The sequence below is a fragment of the Arthrobacter sp. DualSoilB13 genome (assembly GCF_055389195.1).
This window is the reverse complement of record NZ_AP035865.1, coordinates 2423869-2440941: the sequence shown is the minus strand read 5'-3', so window position 1 is coordinate 2440941 and position 17073 is coordinate 2423869. Positions and strand designations below refer to the sequence as shown.

Below are 17073 nucleotides of genomic sequence, written 5' to 3'. Positions count from 1 at the left end.
AACGCTGATGCAAGAACCACTACAAGACACCCCCGGATCGCTTGCCTCGCTGATTAACAGGCGACGCGGATCTCGGACGTATGTGGAGCTGTCGAAGGACTGCGGCGAGAAGCCAACCCACAAGGCACTCCAGCAGATGGTTACCCGCCAGCTCAAGAACTTCCCTGACCCGGACACCATCCGCGGCCTCGCCCGCGGCCTCAATGTTCTTGAGTCTGACGTTGTCGACGTCTGCGCCCGTGAAGTAGGGCTAAAGGTTGGGGTTGACGTGGAAGACAGCCTTGTCTTGGCTCACGCCCGCCGCCTCCCGGCCAGTGCCCAAGACGTCCTGGCATCAATGGCCCGCGAACTCCTCAAGCTTCATGGCCTCGCCGAAGCAGCAGGTACAAAGACGCAGGGAAATGACGCTTTCTGAAAAGTGTCAGGGGTCGATCCTAGAGTTTCCTGGCATGGACTATGAGAGGTTGGTTGAAGAGATGGGTGTCAACCTCGTTGACGGCGTTCCGCCTAATGGTTTGTGGGAGTGCTATGACCCTGACACGCACACGATCCTGCGGCTGAAGACGCTGGCCCCTTCAAAAGCGTTTATCGACTTACCACGAGCTGGGCCACGCGTACTTCCGGCACGTCGGCCGCGCCTGAAGCAGGAGGCGTAGGCCAGCATGTGGGCAGCAAGGCCGATGATAGCCGTCCGGTCTTTCGCTGATGCCCACAGGCTCTCTGATGACGTCCATACTCTGGCGTTCAACCTGGGCGTCATGCCTCGGGACGTGCGGCATTTCGTGCAGACGCTCACTGAACCCGAGCGGATCTTCGTGCAGCAGCCAATCGAAGAAGATGCAGCATAGTGGCCCGCGTCGAAGGAACCATGGGTCCGGGAAAAGGACAAGACTAGAACCCCTCAGTACGGCAAGGATATGCGTTGGCGTGTCATCTGGGAAGAACCTGGGGGAGGGCTGAAGAAGAAATCCTTCCCAAACAGAGACGCCGCCGGCGCCTACGCCGTGAAGGTTCATTTTGAGATCCAACGCGGCGAGTATCACTCGGCAGCATCCGATGGCACCACCCTGAAGGAGTGGGCGGAGACTTGGTTTGCTGCCCAAGTGCACCAGACGGACTCTTCAAGGGAGCAGATCCGACGCCGTCTTGATCGAACAATCTTGCCTTCCCTTGGCCACTTCGAGATGGCAGAGCTAGTCCGCGCCGACATCTAAGCCGCGGTAGCTGATTGGTCATTGGTCTTGGCTTAGTCAACTGTCAAACTGACTTACACCTATCTGGTCGGTATGCTCCGTGCAGCGCAGGCAGAGAAGAGGATCCGGGAGTTGCCTACAGTGGGGTGTGAACCTGCCGAAGATCGACAACGCCCGAGTACGGCCTTTGAGCACCGACCCAGTTCAAGCTTTGGTTCGAATCATCAGCCTTGGCTACCGTGAGGCTGTGGTGTTCGCTGCGGTCACGGGTCTTCGCCTTCCGAACTGTTTGGGCTTACGTGGGACCGTATCGACCTCGACGCGGGGATTGCGACGTTGATCGGCAGCTCATTCGGAAGGGACCGGACGGTCCTGTCCTGGGGCCGCTGAAGACACATGCCTCGTACCGTTCCGTGAAGATCGGTTCTTTCACCATCCTGATGCTCAAAGCCCGGCCAGAGAAAGACCCTGCAGCGCTGGTGTTCCAGAACGCCGTCGGCGGCGCATGCCTGCGGAACACTCGTTCGACCGCTTAGCAGAACGCTCGGGAGAAGCTGCCCAACATCGGTGACGGGCTGGCACCAGCTCCGCCACGCGTCCCTGCTGATCGCAGCCGGACTCTCGCCTGTCGCGGTAGCGCATAGGCTGAGTCATAAAGACGCAAACGAGACCCTAAAAACCTACGCACACCTTGGTCCACGGATGATGACCGGATGGTGTCAGTAAGCGATGGTTTGGTCGTGCTGGATGAGGTTGAAAGTCCCTAGAAAGTCCCTACCTGGCGTCTCGGTCCGTCTTTCCGCCATGTTTTCAGAACCCGGCGTGTCGGTCGACCCATCCATTTATGACTCCCTAAAATCCGGGTGTGTGAGTGATTTCACGCCCTGGGGCCGCCTGGAAGCCCTCCGTCCGCCCTAGAATGGTTACTGAACGTAGATGTTCTGCCGCCGGGACTGCGTTCGCAGCCGGCGGATTTTCTTTGCTCTCGTTCAAGGCGCTGTGGGTGGACCGAAGCCCGCCGGCGCATGTGCCGCAGGACTACTCCGGGCGGCCGCTGCCATCTGCATACGAGGACGTATGTGGTTGACCCAAGGAAGGTAGTTCTGTGAGCCAGACGTCAGATTCTTGTCTTGATAAGTGGATGGGCCGGGAGGCTCTCGCCGAGGCCATGATTCCGGTAATCGGCCGGTTGTACCGGGAAAATAATGTGGTCACGAGCATCCACGGCCGGAGCCTGATCAACAAGTCCACCATGAACATCCTCAAGGCCCACCGTTTTGCGCGCCGGATGAGCAACCACGAGCTGCTGCTAGAAGAGACTGCGCCGCTGCTGAACGCGTTGTCTGAGTTGGAGCTCGGCGCAGCCGCCATTGACATTGCACGCTTGACTGAGAAGTTCCGGGCCGAAGGCAATGGTGCCTCCCTGGATGAATACCTGCGCTCCGAGCTCGCGGAGATCGTGGGAAAGCGTGGCGCTGACGACCGCACCAGCACCGACGTCGTTCTCTACGGCTTTGGCCGTATCGGCCGTCTCCTGGCCCGCATCCTCATTGAAAAGGCCGGTGGCGGACACGGCCTGCGGCTCCGCGCCATCGTTGTTCGCAAGGGCGCTGAGAACGATCTTGTGAAGCGTGCCAGCCTGCTGCGCCGCGACTCCGTTCACGGTTCCTTCGAGGGCACCATCCGCGTGGACGAGGAAGCCAACACCATCACCGCCAACGGCGTGCAGGTCCAGGTCATTTACTCGGACAACCCCGCCACTGTGGACTACACCGCATATGGCATCAAGGATGCCTTGGTGGTGGACAACACCGGCCGTTGGCGCGACGCCGATGGCCTCTCCCAGCACCTGCAGAGCAAGGGCGTTGCCCGCGTCCTGTTGACGGCACCAGGCAAGGGCGACCTCAAGAACATCGTCCACGGCATCAACCACAAGGACATCTCCGATGACGACAAGATCGTCACCGCGGCGTCCTGCACCACCAACGCCATTACGCCGGTGCTGAAGGCTATCAACGACAAGTTCGGCATCATTCACGGCCACGTGGAAACGGTTCACTCGTTCACCAACGACCAAAACCTGATCGACAACTTCCACAAGGGTGACCGCCGCGGCCGTTCGGCAGCACTGAACATGGTCATCACGGAGACCGGTGCCGCCAAGGCTGTAGCCAAGGCATTGCCCGAGTTGCAGGGCAAGCTCACGGGCAATGCCATCCGCGTGCCCACCCCGGACGTCTCCATGGCCATCTTGAACCTCAACCTTGAGAACGGCACCACGCGCGATGAAGTCAACGACTTCCTCCGCGAAATGTCCCTGCACTCGGATCTTCGCAAGCAGATCGACTACATTGACTCTCCCGATGTGGTGTCCACTGACTTCGTTGGCTCGCGTCGCGCCGGCATTGTTGATGGCCTCGCAACGATTTCCAACGACAAGAACCTGGTTCTTTACGTCTGGTACGACAACGAGTTCGGCTACTCCTGCCAGGTTGTGCGTGTCATGGAAGAAATGGCCGGTGTGAACCCGCCGTCGTTCCCCGCGCGTGACGTGATTGCTCCCATCGCAGTACTTGAAGGGGCAGGAGCCTAGGCGCTCCGAAGTATTCGCGGGTTTCCCGGCTGAGTCACTGGTATCAGCCGGGAAACCTGATCAAAATGGGTTCATGGAAAACGAATCAACGTTGGAACATGAGACCACGCTTGAACACGCCTTGGACGTAGCCAAGGCCAACCACAAACAAGCGCAGAAGCTTCTGGACCAGGCGGTGGCGGGAAACGCCGCAGGTGATGTGCCGGACGAACGTGTAGAACAACTACGAGGACTCCTCGCCCTGGCAACCGAGGACCTGCAACGCGTGACACGGGAGCAATAGACCCGGTCACGCGCCCCATCACTGCAGTGTGACTTCTCCTACACACTGTGGATATCGACTCTGATGTCGGGGCTTTGTCCTACGCTCGAAGGACGTCGCCAGTCCCACTGAACGGAGTCCCTTGAGTACCACTTGGTCTGCCTACAAACGCGCCCGGCGGAGGTCACGTCAAGCGTGGGCCATTCTTGGATTGGCAGCTGCAACCGTCGTTGCAGGGCTTTCCTGGTACTTCACCGCCGGCCAATTCAACGCCGCAGAACCGTGGGCGGCCGGCCCCACCGAAGCACCCGTCTTCAATCCTGATTGGATGAAACCCCTTCGCGGGGCGGCACTTGTTCCGCCCGAGAAGGCAAGCGATGCTTTGGAACATCTCCCGGTCAAAGGACGTGCGCAGAAGTCGGACTACGACAGAGCCGCCTTCGGCCAAGCCTGGGCAGACGCTGACCGCAATGGATGCGATACCAGAAATGACATTCTGCGGAGGGACCTCTCCGCAGTCGAGTTCACGAAGGGTTCATCGTGCAAGGTCTCCGGAGGTAGCTTCCACGAACCTTACACAGGGGCGCAGGTAACATTCCAAAGAGGCCAGGACACCAGCGCCGCCGTTCAAATCGATCACGTAGTAGCCCTCGCCGACGCCTGGCAGAAGGGGGCCCAGCAGCTCACTGTCCAACAGCGGCAAATGTTTGCGAACGACCCCCTGAACCTGATCGCCGCGGACGGACCCGCCAACGTCAAGAAAGGTGCAGGAGACGCCGCCACGTGGCTGCCGGCCAACAAAAATTTCCGCTGCCATTACGTCGCGCGGCAAGTCTCGGTGAAGGCGGCGTATCAACTGTGGATTACGCAAGCCGAAAAAGACGCCATGAAGCGGGTCCTTTCCTCTTGCCCGGACCAGCAAACCATCTACAGTGCCAGGTGACCGTGCCCCAGCTGCCAGGCGCCGCCGTCGTCGATCCGCTCCAGGACCACGCGCTGAAGTGAGGTTTCCCGCGGAAGCCTATCCAGGTTGTCCAGTCCCCGCTGCCTGAAGGTGAAGTAGATGGCATCCGTAGGAGCATCAGTGCAGCGATCCAAGGTGAAGCGACGAGCAAAGGACGCGATGTTGCTCTTAGGCAGGCGCTCCACGAGGTACGGGTCCAGCATCCAGGAATCGCATGTGGCTTTGTGGGCAGGCTTGTCCGGAAAATACCGGGTGAAGAAAGCCCGGGCCTGCGAGAAGCTGGCATCCACCAATTCGGGGGAGAGTGAGCCATCCTCGGGAATGTGGACCCCCAGAACCCACTCTGGGCCTGGATCTGCGGCGGGCACCAAATGGAACTGTAGCCGTCCCAGCCGGAATAGATTTCCTGCCATGTGCAATGTCAGCCAGGCCCAGGTATCCAGTCCAAACCGTCCATGGACCCGTCGGTTGATGCGGAGCTGTAGACCCAGGTCTGCCAAGGAAGCAGCCGAAACCGCCGGACTGATTCCGAGACCCACATGGTAAGCGTGAACTGACGGGGCAAAACGGAGCAGGGCTTCGATCCAGACCGCCTCCACGGCGCCTTCTGCCCGGATGCTGTCTACCGGAAAGGCACCAAGCCTCTCCTGCATCGCCTCCATAGCCTGAAGAACAGGCTCGTCCGCAGGCGTGTCCAGAAGGTGCGCGCATTCAGCGGCATCTTCGCCGGTGATATCCAGGAGCTCGAAAAGCTCCGTGTGAGGGCTGGCGGCCACGGCTCAGTGCCCGAACGGATCTGGATCGACGCCAGGCATCCAAGTCAGTCCAGGAACACCCCAGCCGTTCTTCTTGGCCTGCTTCAACGCCTTCTTGGAGTACCGGTCCACGAGGCGGTTGACGTACAGTTTGCCGTCCAAGTGGTCGAACTCGTGTTGCAGGATTCTGGCGAACCACCCTGTCGCTTCGAAATCCAAGGGGTTGCCGTTGCCGTCAAAACCCTGAACTCGTGCCCATTCTGCGCGTTGCAACGGGTAGTACTCGCCCGGGAAGGACAAGCATCCTTCAACATGTTCGTCGGGATCCGGAAGTGCCCCCGAGACCTTGGATAGTGTCAGCACCGGGTTGACCACCACGCCCTGCTCCGGAACGTCGTCGTCGTTGGCGTACTTGTAGACAAAGAGTCGCTTACCCACGCCGATCTGAGGAGCGGCGAGTCCAACCCCGTTGGCGGCATCATTGGTTTCGAACATGTCCGCGATCAAGCCGCGGAGTTCATCATCGAAATCTTCCACCTCGCTTGCCCGGCGGTGCAACACAGGTTCGCCCCAGATAGTGACTGGCAGGACGGTCATCTCAGCATTTCCTTCGTTTAGCGCGGTAGTCCGGTGGCGGTCCGGCCGCGGCCTCGGACGTGGCCGCGTGACCCGCTCCGGGTTAAAAGCAAAGGCCGCACCGGATAACCGGTGCGGCCTTTGTGGAAACCGGCTCTGGAGCCAATCTCGGTGGGGTGAGCTACGGGGGTTGAACCCGCGACCTCCTGGACCACAACCAGGCGCTCTGCCAACTGAGCTAAGCCCACCATGCGCCTTATCGGGACTGAACCGTTTGACCGGCTTTCCTTCAAGGCAACGACAAATAGCTTACCTGCTGTTTTGGGGTGCAAAGTCCACTTTTGCCGTTTTTGGCGAAAAAACCTTGAAAAATGGTGCAGATCACATCCGTTCGCTGGATCCCAAGGTCTCAGCGGTGGCCATGATTTCCTTGGAAATGCGCTGTGCTGTGGCGGTGTCCGGTCCCGGCGTAGGAACGAAAACAGCCTGGCGGTAGTAACGCAGCTCGTCGATCGAGTCCTTGATGTCGCCCAATGCACGGTGGCCGCCATGCTTGGCGGGGGACTGGAAGTACGCGCGGGGGAACCAGCGGCGTGAGAGCTCCTTGATGGTGCTGACATCGATCACGCGGTAGTGAAGATGTTCCACGATGTTGGGCATATCCCGGGCCAGGAACATCCGGTCAGTTCCCACGGAGTTGCCGCCCAAGGGTGCCTTGCGGGGATCCGGGACCCACTTTTCGATGTATTCGAGGACCTGCGCCTCGGCCTCGGCCATGGTCTTTCCCCGTGGAAGCTCATCCAGGAGCTTGGAGCGGGTGTGCATGTCCCGCACGAAGTCGTTCATTTGCTCCAGCGCGGCATCATCGGGCTTGATAACCACATCCACGCCTTCGCCCAGGATATTGAGTTCGGAATCTGTCACCAGCGCAGCGACCTCAATCAAGGCGTCGTTGATGAGGTCCAAGCCGGTCATTTCGCAGTCGATCCAGACGATGCGTTCATTAGTAATAGGCACTCGCCCAGCCTATCGCTCAGTGGCTTCCAAGTGCTCCGATGGTACGATTTTTGAGCGCGGCAGCGTCGTTTCGTCCTGTTGCCGAACGCCCCCATGACGCAGAACTTTGACCCGACCGCAGCGGGTGAACGATTGGATGACGACCACATGACGGTGCCAATACCCGCCGCCCAGTTGGCAGGGGCAGCAACGCCGTCAGCCGACGCTGTAGGCGGCGAGGTAGATAACGCACGTTCGCCTTTGATCGCCGGCTTCATTGGTTCCATGTTCATGGTGTTCGGCTCCTTGGGCGTTGGCTGGCTTGCCCCCGTTTCGGAACTGCGTAGGTTGCCGCTCTTTATCTGGATGCGCACCGAAGGTGTTGGCGTTGGTCTGTCGATTGTGCTGTTGGCCATCGGTGGCATGCTGCTTGTCCGCGCCTGGCTGCGATTGGGCCAGCGCGTCCGGGTGTGGGGATTGGAAGCCCGAAAGGCGACGCTGCAGGCCGTGGCGGCTTGGGGGCTGCCCATGATGTTCACTGTTCCGCTCTTCAGCAGGGACGTCTACGCCTACATCGGTCAAGGCCGGTTGATGGTGGAAGGCATAAACCCTTATGAGAACGGGATTTCAGCCCTGCCCAACTACTTCCAGCTTGGCGCCGACAAGATGTGGACCGAGGCGCCTGTTCCCTACGGCCAGTTGTTCCTGTGGATAGAGCAGTTCGTGGTGTGGGTGACCAACGTACAGCCCGAAGCAAGCATTATGCTTTTCCGCCTTGTTGCTGCGGCGGGCGTGGTCCTCTGCATCATCTACGTGCCCAAGCTTGCGGAGCTTCACGGAGTGAATCCGCACAGGGCACTGTGGCTGACAGCAGCCAACCCGCTCTTCCTCACCAACTTCATTGCCAGTGTTCACAACGATGCTTTGATGATCGGGCTGGCACTGGCTGGCCTGTACTACTGTGCTACCCGTCGCGTCATTCGAGGGCTGGTGCTTGTCACGCTCTCCATCTCCATCAAGCCGATCACCGTGGTGTTCCTGCCCTTTATCGGACTCCTGTGGGCGGGCAAGCATGCCTCGTGGCCGCGCAAATTCCTTTATTGGTTCCTCACGGCCGCGCTGAGCTTCGGTCTCCTCTACGCCTTGAGTCTGGTCAACGGTTTCGGATTCGGCTGGATCAACGGTCTGTCGGCTCCTGGCAGCGTGTGGATTTGGTACGCGCCTGTCGGTCTCATCGGTATGGTTGTTGCCCTGATCTTCAATGCCTTTGGCTTGGACGGCTGGGCTTTGGCGAAGTGGGTTTACGACGCCGGCAAGGTGCTGACGGTTGCGGCCGTGGCATGGCTGATTTTCCGAGGCGAGTACGATCGCCTGATGCGACGGCTTACCTTGGCTTTTGCTGTTATTGTCATGCTCGCCCCCATGATCCAGTCGTGGTACGTAGTGTGGCTGATACCGCTGTTTGCCGTGACGGGTATCCGCAACGACTGGCAGGTCAAAGCGCTCTATTTCATCGTGTCGTTCTTTATGGTTTACGCGATCTCGGACCAGTTGGACGTGTTCCCTTACCTTCAAAGCGAAGACCTGGGGCTGGCCCTCATTCTGGCCCGTTACGGTGCGGCCCTCATTGCGCTCTTGTTCGCGGTCTATCTGATCTTCGTGGATCCGAAGACAAAGGGTTTGTTCCGGGTGAGGGATGAAGCCGGTCTGCGTCCCATCATCTGAGCAGTTCGTGGGTCGAGCCCTGCCGCTACCGGCTTAGCCGTCCGGCAACAGCCGCAGTGCTTCGCGGGTGGAGAGTGGACTCAGAGCACCCGCGTTATTGGAAACGAAAGCCCTGACCCAGGCGGGGTCGGTTTTGCTGTACTCCCGTAGCGCCCATCCGATGGCCTTGCGAATGAAGAACTCGTTGTCGGAGAAGTTCGAGGAGATGACCGCTGCCAGGAGGTCGGTGTCAGTTTTCGCTTTGGCTCCAAGTTGGGCAGTGATAGCGGCCCGCCGGACCCATATGTCGCCGTCTGTGGACCACTGACGAAGGACCGGAGTCAGGGTGGCTGGATGGGCGAGCAGGAGTCCGCCGATCCGATGCGCGACTCCATCGACGAGATCCCACCAAGCGCCGGTACGAATGATTTCTTCGTAAATGGGCAACATCTGCAGGTCTTCCTTGACCATTTGCAGGCCCGTCAGATCGATGGCTGCGTACCGCTCTTCCCGGACCCCAGCTTCGCGCCAGAGCTCAAGAACGGCTTTTCGCAGATCATCCGGAGACGCCACAGGGTACTGCTTCGCCGCTTCTTTCACGATCTTGCGTACCTCGGGAACCCGGACACCCAAAGAAGGCATCTCCGATTTCATATACGCCTGGGCACCAATTCCCCGCTCGGAGTCGGCCGAAGATCGGAGGGTAGACCGGATTGCGTGCACCAGGACATTGTTGGTCATGCCACAACTCTAGAGCGGGTATTGCCGCCCGCAGGGTCCAAGGGTGGCCAGGGACTGTGGGCCTCGCTCCCGCTGTGGGGCCGCCGTAGAGTGGGGAGATGTCAATGCTGAAATCACCGGACCAAATCTCGATGATGCGCGAGGCCGGTCGCGTGGTGGCCAACGCCCTGTCCGCGGTGCGGGAGCGAGCTGATGTGGGCGTTTCACTGAAGGAGCTCGACGACGTCGCAGCATCCGTGATTTACGACGCCGGCGCAAAGCCTGCGTTCCTCGACTACCACCCACGCTGGGCGGCCGTGCCATTCCCTGGGGTGATCTGTACCAGCGTCAACGACGCCGTGGTCCACGGGATCCCGAATGGATACGTACTTGAGGACGGCGATCTGCTCAGCGTTGACTGTGGCGCCTTCCTGGAAGGTTGGTGCGGTGATTCGGCCGTCAGCTTCGTCGTCGGGACCGGCGACCCGGAGGATCAGGAGCTGGTGGCAGCTACAGAGGCAGCACTGGCGCGCGGCATCGAGGCAGCGCGGGTAGGCAGCAAGATGGGCGACCTTGCCTATGCAATCGGCGGTGAGGCCAAACGCGCAGGCTTCGGGCTGTTAGCTGATCATGGCGGGCATGGCATCGGCCGGACAATGCACGCCGAGCCTCCCGTCCCCAACCTCGGGCGGCCTGGCAGGGGCATGAAGCTCGAAGAGGGCCTGGTCATTGCCATTGAGCCCATGTTGATCCTGGGTGGCAAGGACGACTACTACCATGACGAGGATCAGTGGACTCTTCGTTCAGCAAACGGCCGACGCGCCGCCCATAGCGAACACACTGTGGCCATCACGGCTGAAGGGCCGGTCATCCTGACGCTGCCTTGATGACGGTTCCGGTTACTGAACCGCATTATTGTTTGCGGAGCCCCACAACTGGCCGGCCTGGAACAGGTTCGGACACTTTTCCGGCAAGGGCGAACCACCGGCACCAGCACCGGGACGGTTCGCCCTTGGTTCCGAACAATTCCTCAACGGCCGCCCAGGTAGCAGGAGCCGTTTCGATCCTCGAAGGAGCATGGTCGTGTGGAATGGGCCCAGAAGAGGCCCGGCATGCAGGGCTGGTCCCGCTGGCCTCCGGGTCTTGGTGCGCCGATCAAACGCCGGCACCCACCAGTTCCCCCGTTGTGGTGTTGACCAGTAGGGGGCCGGTGCCGTCAGGGTTCTCTACGGTGCTTGAGATGGACTCGTCTTCGGGAGGATCTATCTCCTGGCCTTCGGAGTCCCACTCATTGTTGCGGTCAGGGGTCCCAGGCGCTTCCACAGCAGGTGCGGAGTCAGCAGGGGCTGAGGTGCCATTCATTCGGGTGAAGTTGGCGGAGCCCCACATGAGGTCATGCCCTACTGATTCGGCGTCGATTTCGGCCACATGGTAGACGCGGCCCTCATGTTCCCATTGCCGCAGCCGTAGCCTCCCAATGACGAGCACACGTTGTCCCTTTTTGATGCTGCATCCAACGTGCCCGGCGAGGAAGCGGAATGACTGAACGGTGTACCAGTTGGTGTTTCCGTCCACCCAGGTGCTGGTAGCGCGATCGTAGCGGCGCTCCGTGGTTCCAAGGCGGAATGATGCGGTGGCAGTGCCCCGCGTAGTAGTGGAACTCTTGACCTCCGAGGCCACGAAGCCCCGGACGCTGATCATGTCATTCATTGGTGGTCCTTCTCGGTGTAGGGAGTGCCTGTCCGGCGCTTTCAGCTTCATCCAGGAAAGACCGGGAGGGGAGGTCTGTAATGGCCTATGTGAATAACCTTGGCTGTACAGCCGTTGTGGAGGAGTAGAAGCTGTAGCGTGGTGGTGGCAAGCTGTGAGGCGATCGCACTGTAAACTCTTTGTGGCGCCAGCGGCCCACGGTGGTCAGGGCGCCAGTGCGCCCCAGTAGCTCAGGGGATAGAGCAGCGGCCTTCTAATCCGCCGGTCGGGGGTTCGATTCCCTCCTGGGGCACATATAAGGGGTCTTGGCCTGCATAAACGCAGGTCAGGACCTCTTCTCCGTTAAGTCTGCCGCGAATTGCCACGGGCCTTGCAGGCTGCACTCTGTGTGAAATGCACTGCTGCGTGGATGGCACAATGGCTACGTGATGAGCAGGCAAACGGCACAGACAAAAAGCAGGGCAGCAGACGCATGGAAAGTCCGCGTCGCAGGACTGACGCTGATAATCGCTGCCGCGTTGACGATGACGGCCTGCACGCCACCGGCCACGTCATCCGCCGATCAGCCCGTGCAGCCTTCCACCCGCCCTGAAGCCTCCACCAACCCGGAAAACTCCGCCAGCCCACAGGCCACAGCCACGGTTGATCCCGCTGTTGCGGCAACCACCTCCGCCGTGGAGTCCACCCTGAAAACCCTGGTGGCCGGCAATCCCAAGCCGGACCGGGAGGCGCTAAGGACTGCCTTGGTTTCAGCGGGCATCCCTGCAGACAATGTGGAGGTGTCTGTGAGCCGCACGCCCACCGGATTGGACGTTGACGCCATGGAGGCCGCAGCCCGGACGGGCGATAGTTGCATCATGGGGCAAATCCGCGATGGTGGGGTAGTGGTCACCGTGCTGCCCGTGTTGGCCACGGGAAAATGCTTCGTGGGAGACGCCCGCTAGTTCCACCGCAGCGCTCGAATGTGAGTTAAGTACGCCTACCCATTAGATTTAAGGGCATGGCGGAATTCATTTACACGATGACCAAGGCTCGCAAGGCCGTTGGCGACAAACTTATTCTGGACGATGTCAGCATGTCGTTCTACCCTGGCGCGAAGATCGGCGTTGTGGGCCCGAACGGTGCTGGTAAGTCCACCATCCTGAAGATCATGGCCGGACTGGACACCCCGTCAAACGGCGAGGCCCGCCTGAGCCCCGGCTACACCGTGGGCATCCTCCTGCAGGAACCGCCGCTGAACGAGGAAAAGACCGTCCTGGGCAACGTCCAGGAAGGCGTTGGCGAGATCTATGGAAAGATCCAGCGCTTCAATGAGATCTCCGAAGAAATGGCCAACCCGGATGCCGACTACGACACACTCCTGGATGAGATGGGCAAGCTTCAGGAAGCCATTGACGCTGCGGATGCATGGGATATTGATTCCCAGCTTGAGCAGGCCATGGACGCGCTGCGCTGCCCGCCTGCCGATTCCGATGTCACCGTCCTCTCCGGTGGTGAGCGCCGCCGCGTAGCGCTCTGCAAGCTTCTCTTGCAGAAGCCTGACCTTCTGCTCCTTGACGAGCCCACCAACCACTTGGATGCTGAGAGCGTTCTTTGGCTGGAGCAGCACCTCTCCCAGTACCCCGGCGCAGTCCTTGCCGTGACCCACGATCGCTACTTCCTGGATCACGTGGCCGAGTGGATTGCGGAAGTCGACCGCGGGCACCTGTACCCATACGAGGGCAACTACTCCACCTACTTGGAGAAGAAGAAAGCCCGTCTGGAGGTCCAGGGCAAGAAGGACGCGAAGCTCTCCAAGCGCCTTACCGAAGAACTTGAGTGGGTGCGCTCCAACGCCAAGGGCCGCCAGACCAAGTCAAAGGCACGTCTGGCCCGCTATGAAGAGATGGCGGCAGAGGCTGATCGCACCCGCAAGCTGGACTTCGAAGAGATCCAGATTCCGCCGGGACCGCGCCTGGGCTCCTTGGTTATCGAGGCCAAGAACCTGAAGAAGGGCTTCGACGATCGCGTACTGATCGATGGACTCTCCTTCTCGCTTCCCCGTAACGGCATTGTGGGCGTCATCGGCCCCAACGGTGTGGGTAAGTCCACGCTGTTCAAGACGATCGTCGGCATGGAGCCTCTGGATGACGGTGAGCTCAAGATCGGCGAGTCCGTGAAGATCTCCTACGTGGACCAGTCCCGTGGCGGCATCGACCCCAACAAGTCCCTCTGGGAAGTTGTCTCCGAAGGCCATGACTTCCTCCAGGTCGGTCAGGTCGAAATGCCTTCGCGTGCCTACGTTTCGGCGTTCGGTTTCAAGGGCCCGGACCAGCAGAAGAAGGCTGGTGTTCTCTCCGGTGGTGAGCGCAACCGCCTTAACCTGGCACTGACGCTCAAGCAGGGTGGCAACCTTCTCCTCCTTGACGAACCTACCAACGACCTCGACGTCGAAACTCTGGGCAGCCTCGAGAACGCCCTTCTCGAATTCCCCGGCTGCGCTGTGGTGGTCTCGCACGACCGTTGGTTCCTGGACCGGGTAGCGACGCACATCCTCGCCTACGAAGGTGACGACGAGAACCCCTCCAAGTGGTACTGGTTCGAGGGCAACTTCGACTCCTATGAGGAGAACAAGGTGGAGCGCCTCGGCCCCGATGCTGCCAAGCCGCACCGCGTCACGCACCGCCGCCTGACCCGCGACTAGAATTTCATCGCCTCAGGCACGAACGTAGAAAGGCCGGTCCCGTCAGGGACCGGCCTTTCTGTTCCAACGCGTCCCGGGCAGGAGGCTCTTCAGCGCCTACGGAACCCGGACCATTCCCTCTTGGGCAACGGTAGCCACATGCTGTCCGTCACGGTTGAAGATACGGCCTGTGGCGAGTCCCCGGGCACCTTGGGCGCTGGGGGATTCCTGGACGTAGAGCATCCACTCGTCAACGCGCACAGGGCGGTGCCACCACATGGCGTGATCAAGGCTGGCAACGCTCATGCCCGGCGTCATCCAAGCGAGGCCGTGCTTGCGGAGGATCGGCTCCAAAAGCGTGTAGTCGCTCGCGTAGGCCAGTGCTGCCCGGTGGAGGTTGGGGTCATCCGGGAGGGGCCCCATGGTCTTCATCCACACAGCGTTGGTCGCCACGTGATCGGCCGGCGGGGATACGTACAGTGCGGGGTCGATGTGCCGGACATCGAAGGGCCGCTCCGATGACATGTGGCGTGCCATGGGGTGATCGTAGTGGGATAAAAGTTCGGCGGTGCTGGGCAGGGAATCCGGATCCGGGATGCCTTCGGGCATCTCCGCCTGATGGTCCAAGCCGCTGTCTTCCACTTGGAAGGAAGCGATCATGGAGAGAATGGGCACACCGTCCTGGTAGGCATGGACGCGGCGGGCCGAGAAAGATCGGCCGTCGCGCAGTCTTTCCACCCCGAACGTGATCGGTTTGTTGGCGTCACCGGGACGCAGGAAGTAGCCATGCATGGAGTGCGCAGCCCTGTCAGGGTCCACGGTGCGCATGCCGGCCATCATGGATTGCGCCAACACTTGGCCCCCAAAAACACGATGCCGTGGCTGCTTTTGGGACGGGCCCAGGAAGATGTCCTCATTGGTCCGGGCTCCATCAAAATCACCAAGGTCCAGCAGGCCGATCAGCACTTCCATGGGGTCTTCTACGGGTGCTTCCACCTCGAGGCCAGCATTCGTCTCAGTCATGGTTCGACTTTAGACGCCGCCCCGACCCCTCTCAACCGCGGACATGCCGGTAGAGTCGATGATGTGACAGACGTCTTGACCCAGTCCTTCCGCTTCGCCGATCCCCGTGACCTCGCAGACCTGCGAACGTTCGTCACCAGGGCAAAAAGCATCGACGACGGCGCCATCCGCCTCCAGGCCGCAGGCACCGTCCTGGCCGCATATGTGTGCGTGCTGAGGCCGCGCATATTGGGTGAGTCCACCCCAACAATCCTTGGCTTGCGGACCATGGCCCTTGCTGAGCCGGCCCACGCAGACGTCACCGTGACGCTCGCCTCCGTTATGGACCGGTTGGCCAGGTCCGGTGCCGATGACGTGGAGCTGCCCATCCCGCCGTCTACCGTTTCCGAGTCCTGGGCGGGCGTTGGCGCGCCCCGCAGCGGCTGGGAGGCCCATGGCGCCATGCCCGACGCCGACCTCAAGGTGGCAGCCGAAGCCGGCATTGCGGAGGTGGCTGGCGTGATTCCCACAGCAGCGGGTGCCGCAGTGGTCAATAGCGCACGGGCAGCTGTTTGGGGTCGTGAACTTCCCGGCGCGGCCGGGCTGCCGGCAGGCGCCGCCTTCGCTGCCTTCGCGTTGGGTTTCCTGGGCGACGCTGAGCAGAAAGTCTTCCGCAATGGCCGCTGGTTCCGTCTGAGCGGACCCCGCGGCCATGTGCTGGTCAGGACCGGTGCAGGCCTGGGGCTCGGCTTCTAAAGACTAGGCGCCGGCTGAAGGACTGTTGATCATGGTCAGCGCAGCCCGCTCCATGTAGTCCCACAGGGTGCCTTCATGCAGCGGCGACAACTCCAAAGAGTCAACGGCCTTGCGCATGTGGAACAACCAACGGTCTTTGGCTTCGGGTGTCACCCGGAACGGCATGTGGCGCATGCGCAGCCGTGGGTGGCCGCGTTCTTCGCCGTAGGTTGTGGGGCCGCCCCAGTATTGCTCCAGGAACATCAGGAAACGGCGTCTGGCAGGTCCGAGGTCTTCCTCCGGGTACATGGGCCGGAGCAAAGGATCCGTGGCAACACCGTCGTAGAAGACATCGATGAGCTTGACGAACGTCTCGTGACCGCCAACTGCGGCGTAGAAGCTGTCCGTGTAAGCAGGTTGGCTGAACGGATCGTTCTGCATCAGCTGGCGTCGGGGGCCTGTCTGCGGAGTCGGTGGCTGCCCACCTGCAGTGTTACTCATTGGACTTCTCCTCGGCTTTGGTGACGCGCGGTGCGCCTGCTGTGATGGTGGCAGCTGCTGCGCCGGGTTGGTCGCCGGTGTCCGGTGTTTCCAATGGCACGTAGTCGCCCTGTGATCGGTTGCCCACGCGGAGGATTTCGCCGTTGCGCAGGTACCAGATGGCTCCGTCCTCAGCACGGACCCGCGTAATGCGCAGGCCTACCGATTCAACGGTACCAATCACTTCACTGGTGACAATGACATCGCCGATCCCGTACTGGTCCTCAATGGTGATGAAGATTCCGGCGAGGAAGTCGCGGATCAGCTGCTGGGCACCGAAACCAATGGCGACACCCAGGATTCCCACGCTGGTCAAAAGTGGTGCGACATCAACGTTCATGTACTTGAGGACGTAGATGATGACGATCACCACAACAACCACGCTCACCAAGCTGGTCAACAACGTGCCAATGGTTTCGGCGCGTTGCGATCGGCGTTCGTGGTCCAGTGCGCGGATGGCCGGTTGGACCCACTTGAAATGCGGTTTTTTGAAGAAGGAACTGCCGGCGGACACTCGTCGCGTGATGCGCAGGATGATGAACCGTGCCACGACCCACACAGCCAGGCCCACGCCCAGGGTGATGAGGATGGACATCAGATCGATTTTTTCAGGTTCCAAGGTGATGGTTTCTGCAAGGGGGATGGAGGTCAAGGTGGAATA

At 60.6% G+C, this 17073-nt stretch carries 19 protein-coding genes and 2 tRNA genes; 12 read left to right on the top strand and 9 right to left on the bottom strand.

Annotated features, from left to right (window positions below; all coding sequences use genetic code 11):
* Window positions 1-7 precede the first annotated feature (7 nt).
* From ACZ5J0_RS11175 to ACZ5J0_RS11150, 6 genes are all read left to right on the top strand, one after another.
* Window positions 8-415, top strand: a complete 408-nt coding sequence (locus ACZ5J0_RS11175) for a hypothetical protein (protein WP_464093129.1) — start codon at window positions 8-10, stop codon at window positions 413-415.
* A 247-nt stretch (window positions 416-662) separates the two neighbouring features.
* Window positions 663-848: a hypothetical protein gene (locus ACZ5J0_RS11170; protein ID WP_464097194.1), complete on the top strand. Its 186-nt coding sequence runs from the start codon at window positions 663-665 to the stop codon at window positions 846-848.
* Between the two features lie 69 nt (window positions 849-917).
* A complete protein-coding gene (locus tag ACZ5J0_RS11165; RefSeq protein ID WP_464093127.1) occupies window positions 918-1214 on the top strand; it encodes a hypothetical protein in 297 nt (98 codons plus the stop codon).
* Between the two features lie 1120 nt (window positions 1215-2334).
* Complete coding sequence (locus tag ACZ5J0_RS11160; RefSeq protein ID WP_208096151.1) at window positions 2335-3786, top strand: glyceraldehyde-3-phosphate dehydrogenase; 1452 nt, start codon at window positions 2335-2337, stop codon at window positions 3784-3786.
* Between the two features lie 73 nt (window positions 3787-3859).
* Window positions 3860-4069, top strand: a complete 210-nt coding sequence (locus tag ACZ5J0_RS11155; RefSeq protein WP_142938976.1) for a hypothetical protein — start codon at window positions 3860-3862, stop codon at window positions 4067-4069.
* Window positions 4070-4190: 121 nt separating this feature from the next.
* Window positions 4191-4991 carry an HNH endonuclease family protein gene (locus ACZ5J0_RS11150; protein WP_464093125.1) on the top strand — a complete coding sequence of 267 codons (801 nt, stop codon included), beginning with the start codon at window positions 4191-4193 and terminating at the stop codon, window positions 4989-4991.
* Here the strand turns inward: ACZ5J0_RS11150 and ACZ5J0_RS11145 are convergent.
* The 4 genes from ACZ5J0_RS11145 to orn all read right to left on the bottom strand — a co-directional run bounded on the left by ACZ5J0_RS11145 (window position 4976) and on the right by orn (window position 7318).
* Window positions 4976-5788, bottom strand: coding sequence for an acyltransferase domain-containing protein (locus ACZ5J0_RS11145; RefSeq protein ID WP_464093124.1), 813 nt, complete (start codon window positions 5786-5788; stop codon window positions 4976-4978). The genes ACZ5J0_RS11150 and ACZ5J0_RS11145 overlap by 16 nt on opposite strands.
* A gap of 3 nt (window positions 5789-5791) precedes the next feature.
* Complete coding sequence (gene def, locus ACZ5J0_RS11140; RefSeq protein WP_464093123.1) at window positions 5792-6364, bottom strand: peptide deformylase; 573 nt, start codon at window positions 6362-6364, stop codon at window positions 5792-5794.
* Between the two features lie 151 nt (window positions 6365-6515).
* Window positions 6516-6591 (bottom strand) — tRNA-His (locus ACZ5J0_RS11135).
* A 133-nt stretch (window positions 6592-6724) separates the two neighbouring features.
* Window positions 6725-7318: an oligoribonuclease gene (orn, locus tag ACZ5J0_RS11130; RefSeq protein WP_464094722.1), complete on the bottom strand. Its 594-nt coding sequence runs from the start codon at window positions 7316-7318 to the stop codon at window positions 6725-6727.
* Window positions 7319-7507: 189 nt separating this feature from the next.
* Between orn and mptB the strand changes: the two genes are divergently transcribed.
* Entirely contained in the window at window positions 7508-9064 is a 1557-nt protein-coding gene (gene mptB, locus ACZ5J0_RS11125) for a polyprenol phosphomannose-dependent alpha 1,6 mannosyltransferase MptB (RefSeq protein WP_464094721.1), read from the top strand.
* Between the two features lie 33 nt (window positions 9065-9097).
* On the opposite strand, the gene ACZ5J0_RS11120 is transcribed toward mptB, so the two are convergent.
* Window positions 9098-9784, bottom strand: coding sequence for a DNA alkylation repair protein (locus ACZ5J0_RS11120; RefSeq protein WP_464093122.1), 687 nt, complete (start codon window positions 9782-9784; stop codon window positions 9098-9100).
* Between the two features lie 98 nt (window positions 9785-9882).
* Between ACZ5J0_RS11120 and map the strand changes: the two genes are divergently transcribed.
* Window positions 9883-10650, top strand: coding sequence for a type I methionyl aminopeptidase (gene map, locus ACZ5J0_RS11115; RefSeq protein WP_142938982.1), 768 nt, complete (start codon window positions 9883-9885; stop codon window positions 10648-10650).
* A gap of 268 nt (window positions 10651-10918) precedes the next feature.
* Here map and ACZ5J0_RS11110 read toward each other — a convergent pair whose 3' ends face one another.
* A complete protein-coding gene (locus ACZ5J0_RS11110; protein ID WP_142938983.1) occupies window positions 10919-11473 on the bottom strand; it encodes a single-stranded DNA-binding protein in 555 nt (184 codons plus the stop codon).
* A 219-nt stretch (window positions 11474-11692) separates the two neighbouring features.
* On the opposite strand from ACZ5J0_RS11110, the gene ACZ5J0_RS11105 reads away from it, so the two are divergent.
* The 3 genes from ACZ5J0_RS11105 to ettA all read left to right on the top strand — a co-directional run bounded on the left by ACZ5J0_RS11105 (window position 11693) and on the right by ettA (window position 14156).
* Window positions 11693-11765 (top strand) — tRNA-Arg (locus tag ACZ5J0_RS11105).
* 136 nt (window positions 11766-11901) lie between these two features.
* The gene (locus ACZ5J0_RS11100) at window positions 11902-12417 is read left to right on the top strand and encodes a DUF6993 domain-containing protein (RefSeq protein ID WP_238703414.1); all 516 of its coding nucleotides are present in this window, start codon (window positions 11902-11904) and stop codon (window positions 12415-12417) included.
* Between the two features lie 56 nt (window positions 12418-12473).
* Window positions 12474-14156: an energy-dependent translational throttle protein EttA gene (ettA, locus tag ACZ5J0_RS11095; RefSeq protein ID WP_142938984.1), complete on the top strand. Its 1683-nt coding sequence runs from the start codon at window positions 12474-12476 to the stop codon at window positions 14154-14156.
* A gap of 96 nt (window positions 14157-14252) precedes the next feature.
* On the opposite strand, the gene ACZ5J0_RS11090 is transcribed toward ettA, so the two are convergent.
* The gene (locus tag ACZ5J0_RS11090; protein ID WP_166840498.1) at window positions 14253-15158 is read right to left on the bottom strand and encodes an acyl-CoA thioesterase; all 906 of its coding nucleotides are present in this window, start codon (window positions 15156-15158) and stop codon (window positions 14253-14255) included.
* A gap of 63 nt (window positions 15159-15221) precedes the next feature.
* Between ACZ5J0_RS11090 and ACZ5J0_RS11085 the strand changes: the two genes are divergently transcribed.
* Window positions 15222-15893, top strand: coding sequence for a DUF8185 domain-containing protein (locus ACZ5J0_RS11085; protein WP_142938986.1), 672 nt, complete (start codon window positions 15222-15224; stop codon window positions 15891-15893).
* Window positions 15894-15896: 3 nt separating this feature from the next.
* Here ACZ5J0_RS11085 and ACZ5J0_RS11080 read toward each other — a convergent pair whose 3' ends face one another.
* Window positions 15897-16373: a globin gene (locus tag ACZ5J0_RS11080; RefSeq protein WP_464093121.1), complete on the bottom strand. Its 477-nt coding sequence runs from the start codon at window positions 16371-16373 to the stop codon at window positions 15897-15899.
* The gene (locus tag ACZ5J0_RS11075; RefSeq protein WP_464093120.1) at window positions 16366-17064 is read right to left on the bottom strand and encodes a mechanosensitive ion channel family protein; all 699 of its coding nucleotides are present in this window, start codon (window positions 17062-17064) and stop codon (window positions 16366-16368) included. The genes ACZ5J0_RS11080 and ACZ5J0_RS11075 overlap by 8 nt, the downstream gene beginning before the upstream one ends.
* Window positions 17065-17073: the final 9 nt, after the last annotated feature.

Coding starts and splice junctions, on each gene's coding strand:
- orn (WP_464094722.1), bottom strand. CDS start 7,318: ATGACCGGCTTGGACCTCATCAACGACGCCTTGATTGAGGTCGCTGCG.
- mptB (WP_464094721.1), top strand. CDS start 7,508: ATGACGGTGCCAATACCCGCCGCCCAGTTGGCAGGGGCAGCAACGCCG.
- def (WP_464093123.1), bottom strand. CDS start 6,364: ATGACCGTCCTGCCAGTCACTATCTGGGGCGAACCTGTGTTGCACCGC.
- ACZ5J0_RS11110 (WP_142938983.1), bottom strand. CDS start 11,473: ATGAATGACATGATCAGCGTCCGGGGCTTCGTGGCCTCGGAGGTCAAG.
- ettA (WP_142938984.1), top strand. CDS start 12,474: ATGGCGGAATTCATTTACACGATGACCAAGGCTCGCAAGGCCGTTGGC.
- ACZ5J0_RS11165 (WP_464093127.1), top strand. CDS start 918: ATGCGTTGGCGTGTCATCTGGGAAGAACCTGGGGGAGGGCTGAAGAAG.
- ACZ5J0_RS11090 (WP_166840498.1), bottom strand. CDS start 15,158: ATGACTGAGACGAATGCTGGCCTCGAGGTGGAAGCACCCGTAGAAGAC.
- ACZ5J0_RS11100 (WP_238703414.1), top strand. CDS start 11,902: ATGAGCAGGCAAACGGCACAGACAAAAAGCAGGGCAGCAGACGCATGG.
- ACZ5J0_RS11170 (WP_464097194.1), top strand. CDS start 663: ATGTGGGCAGCAAGGCCGATGATAGCCGTCCGGTCTTTCGCTGATGCC.
- ACZ5J0_RS11175 (WP_464093129.1), top strand. CDS start 8: ATGCAAGAACCACTACAAGACACCCCCGGATCGCTTGCCTCGCTGATT.
- ACZ5J0_RS11120 (WP_464093122.1), bottom strand. CDS start 9,784: ATGACCAACAATGTCCTGGTGCACGCAATCCGGTCTACCCTCCGATCT.
- map (WP_142938982.1), top strand. CDS start 9,883: ATGTCAATGCTGAAATCACCGGACCAAATCTCGATGATGCGCGAGGCC.
- ACZ5J0_RS11155 (WP_142938976.1), top strand. CDS start 3,860: ATGGAAAACGAATCAACGTTGGAACATGAGACCACGCTTGAACACGCC.
- ACZ5J0_RS11080 (WP_464093121.1), bottom strand. CDS start 16,373: ATGAGTAACACTGCAGGTGGGCAGCCACCGACTCCGCAGACAGGCCCC.
- ACZ5J0_RS11160 (WP_208096151.1), top strand. CDS start 2,335: ATGGGCCGGGAGGCTCTCGCCGAGGCCATGATTCCGGTAATCGGCCGG.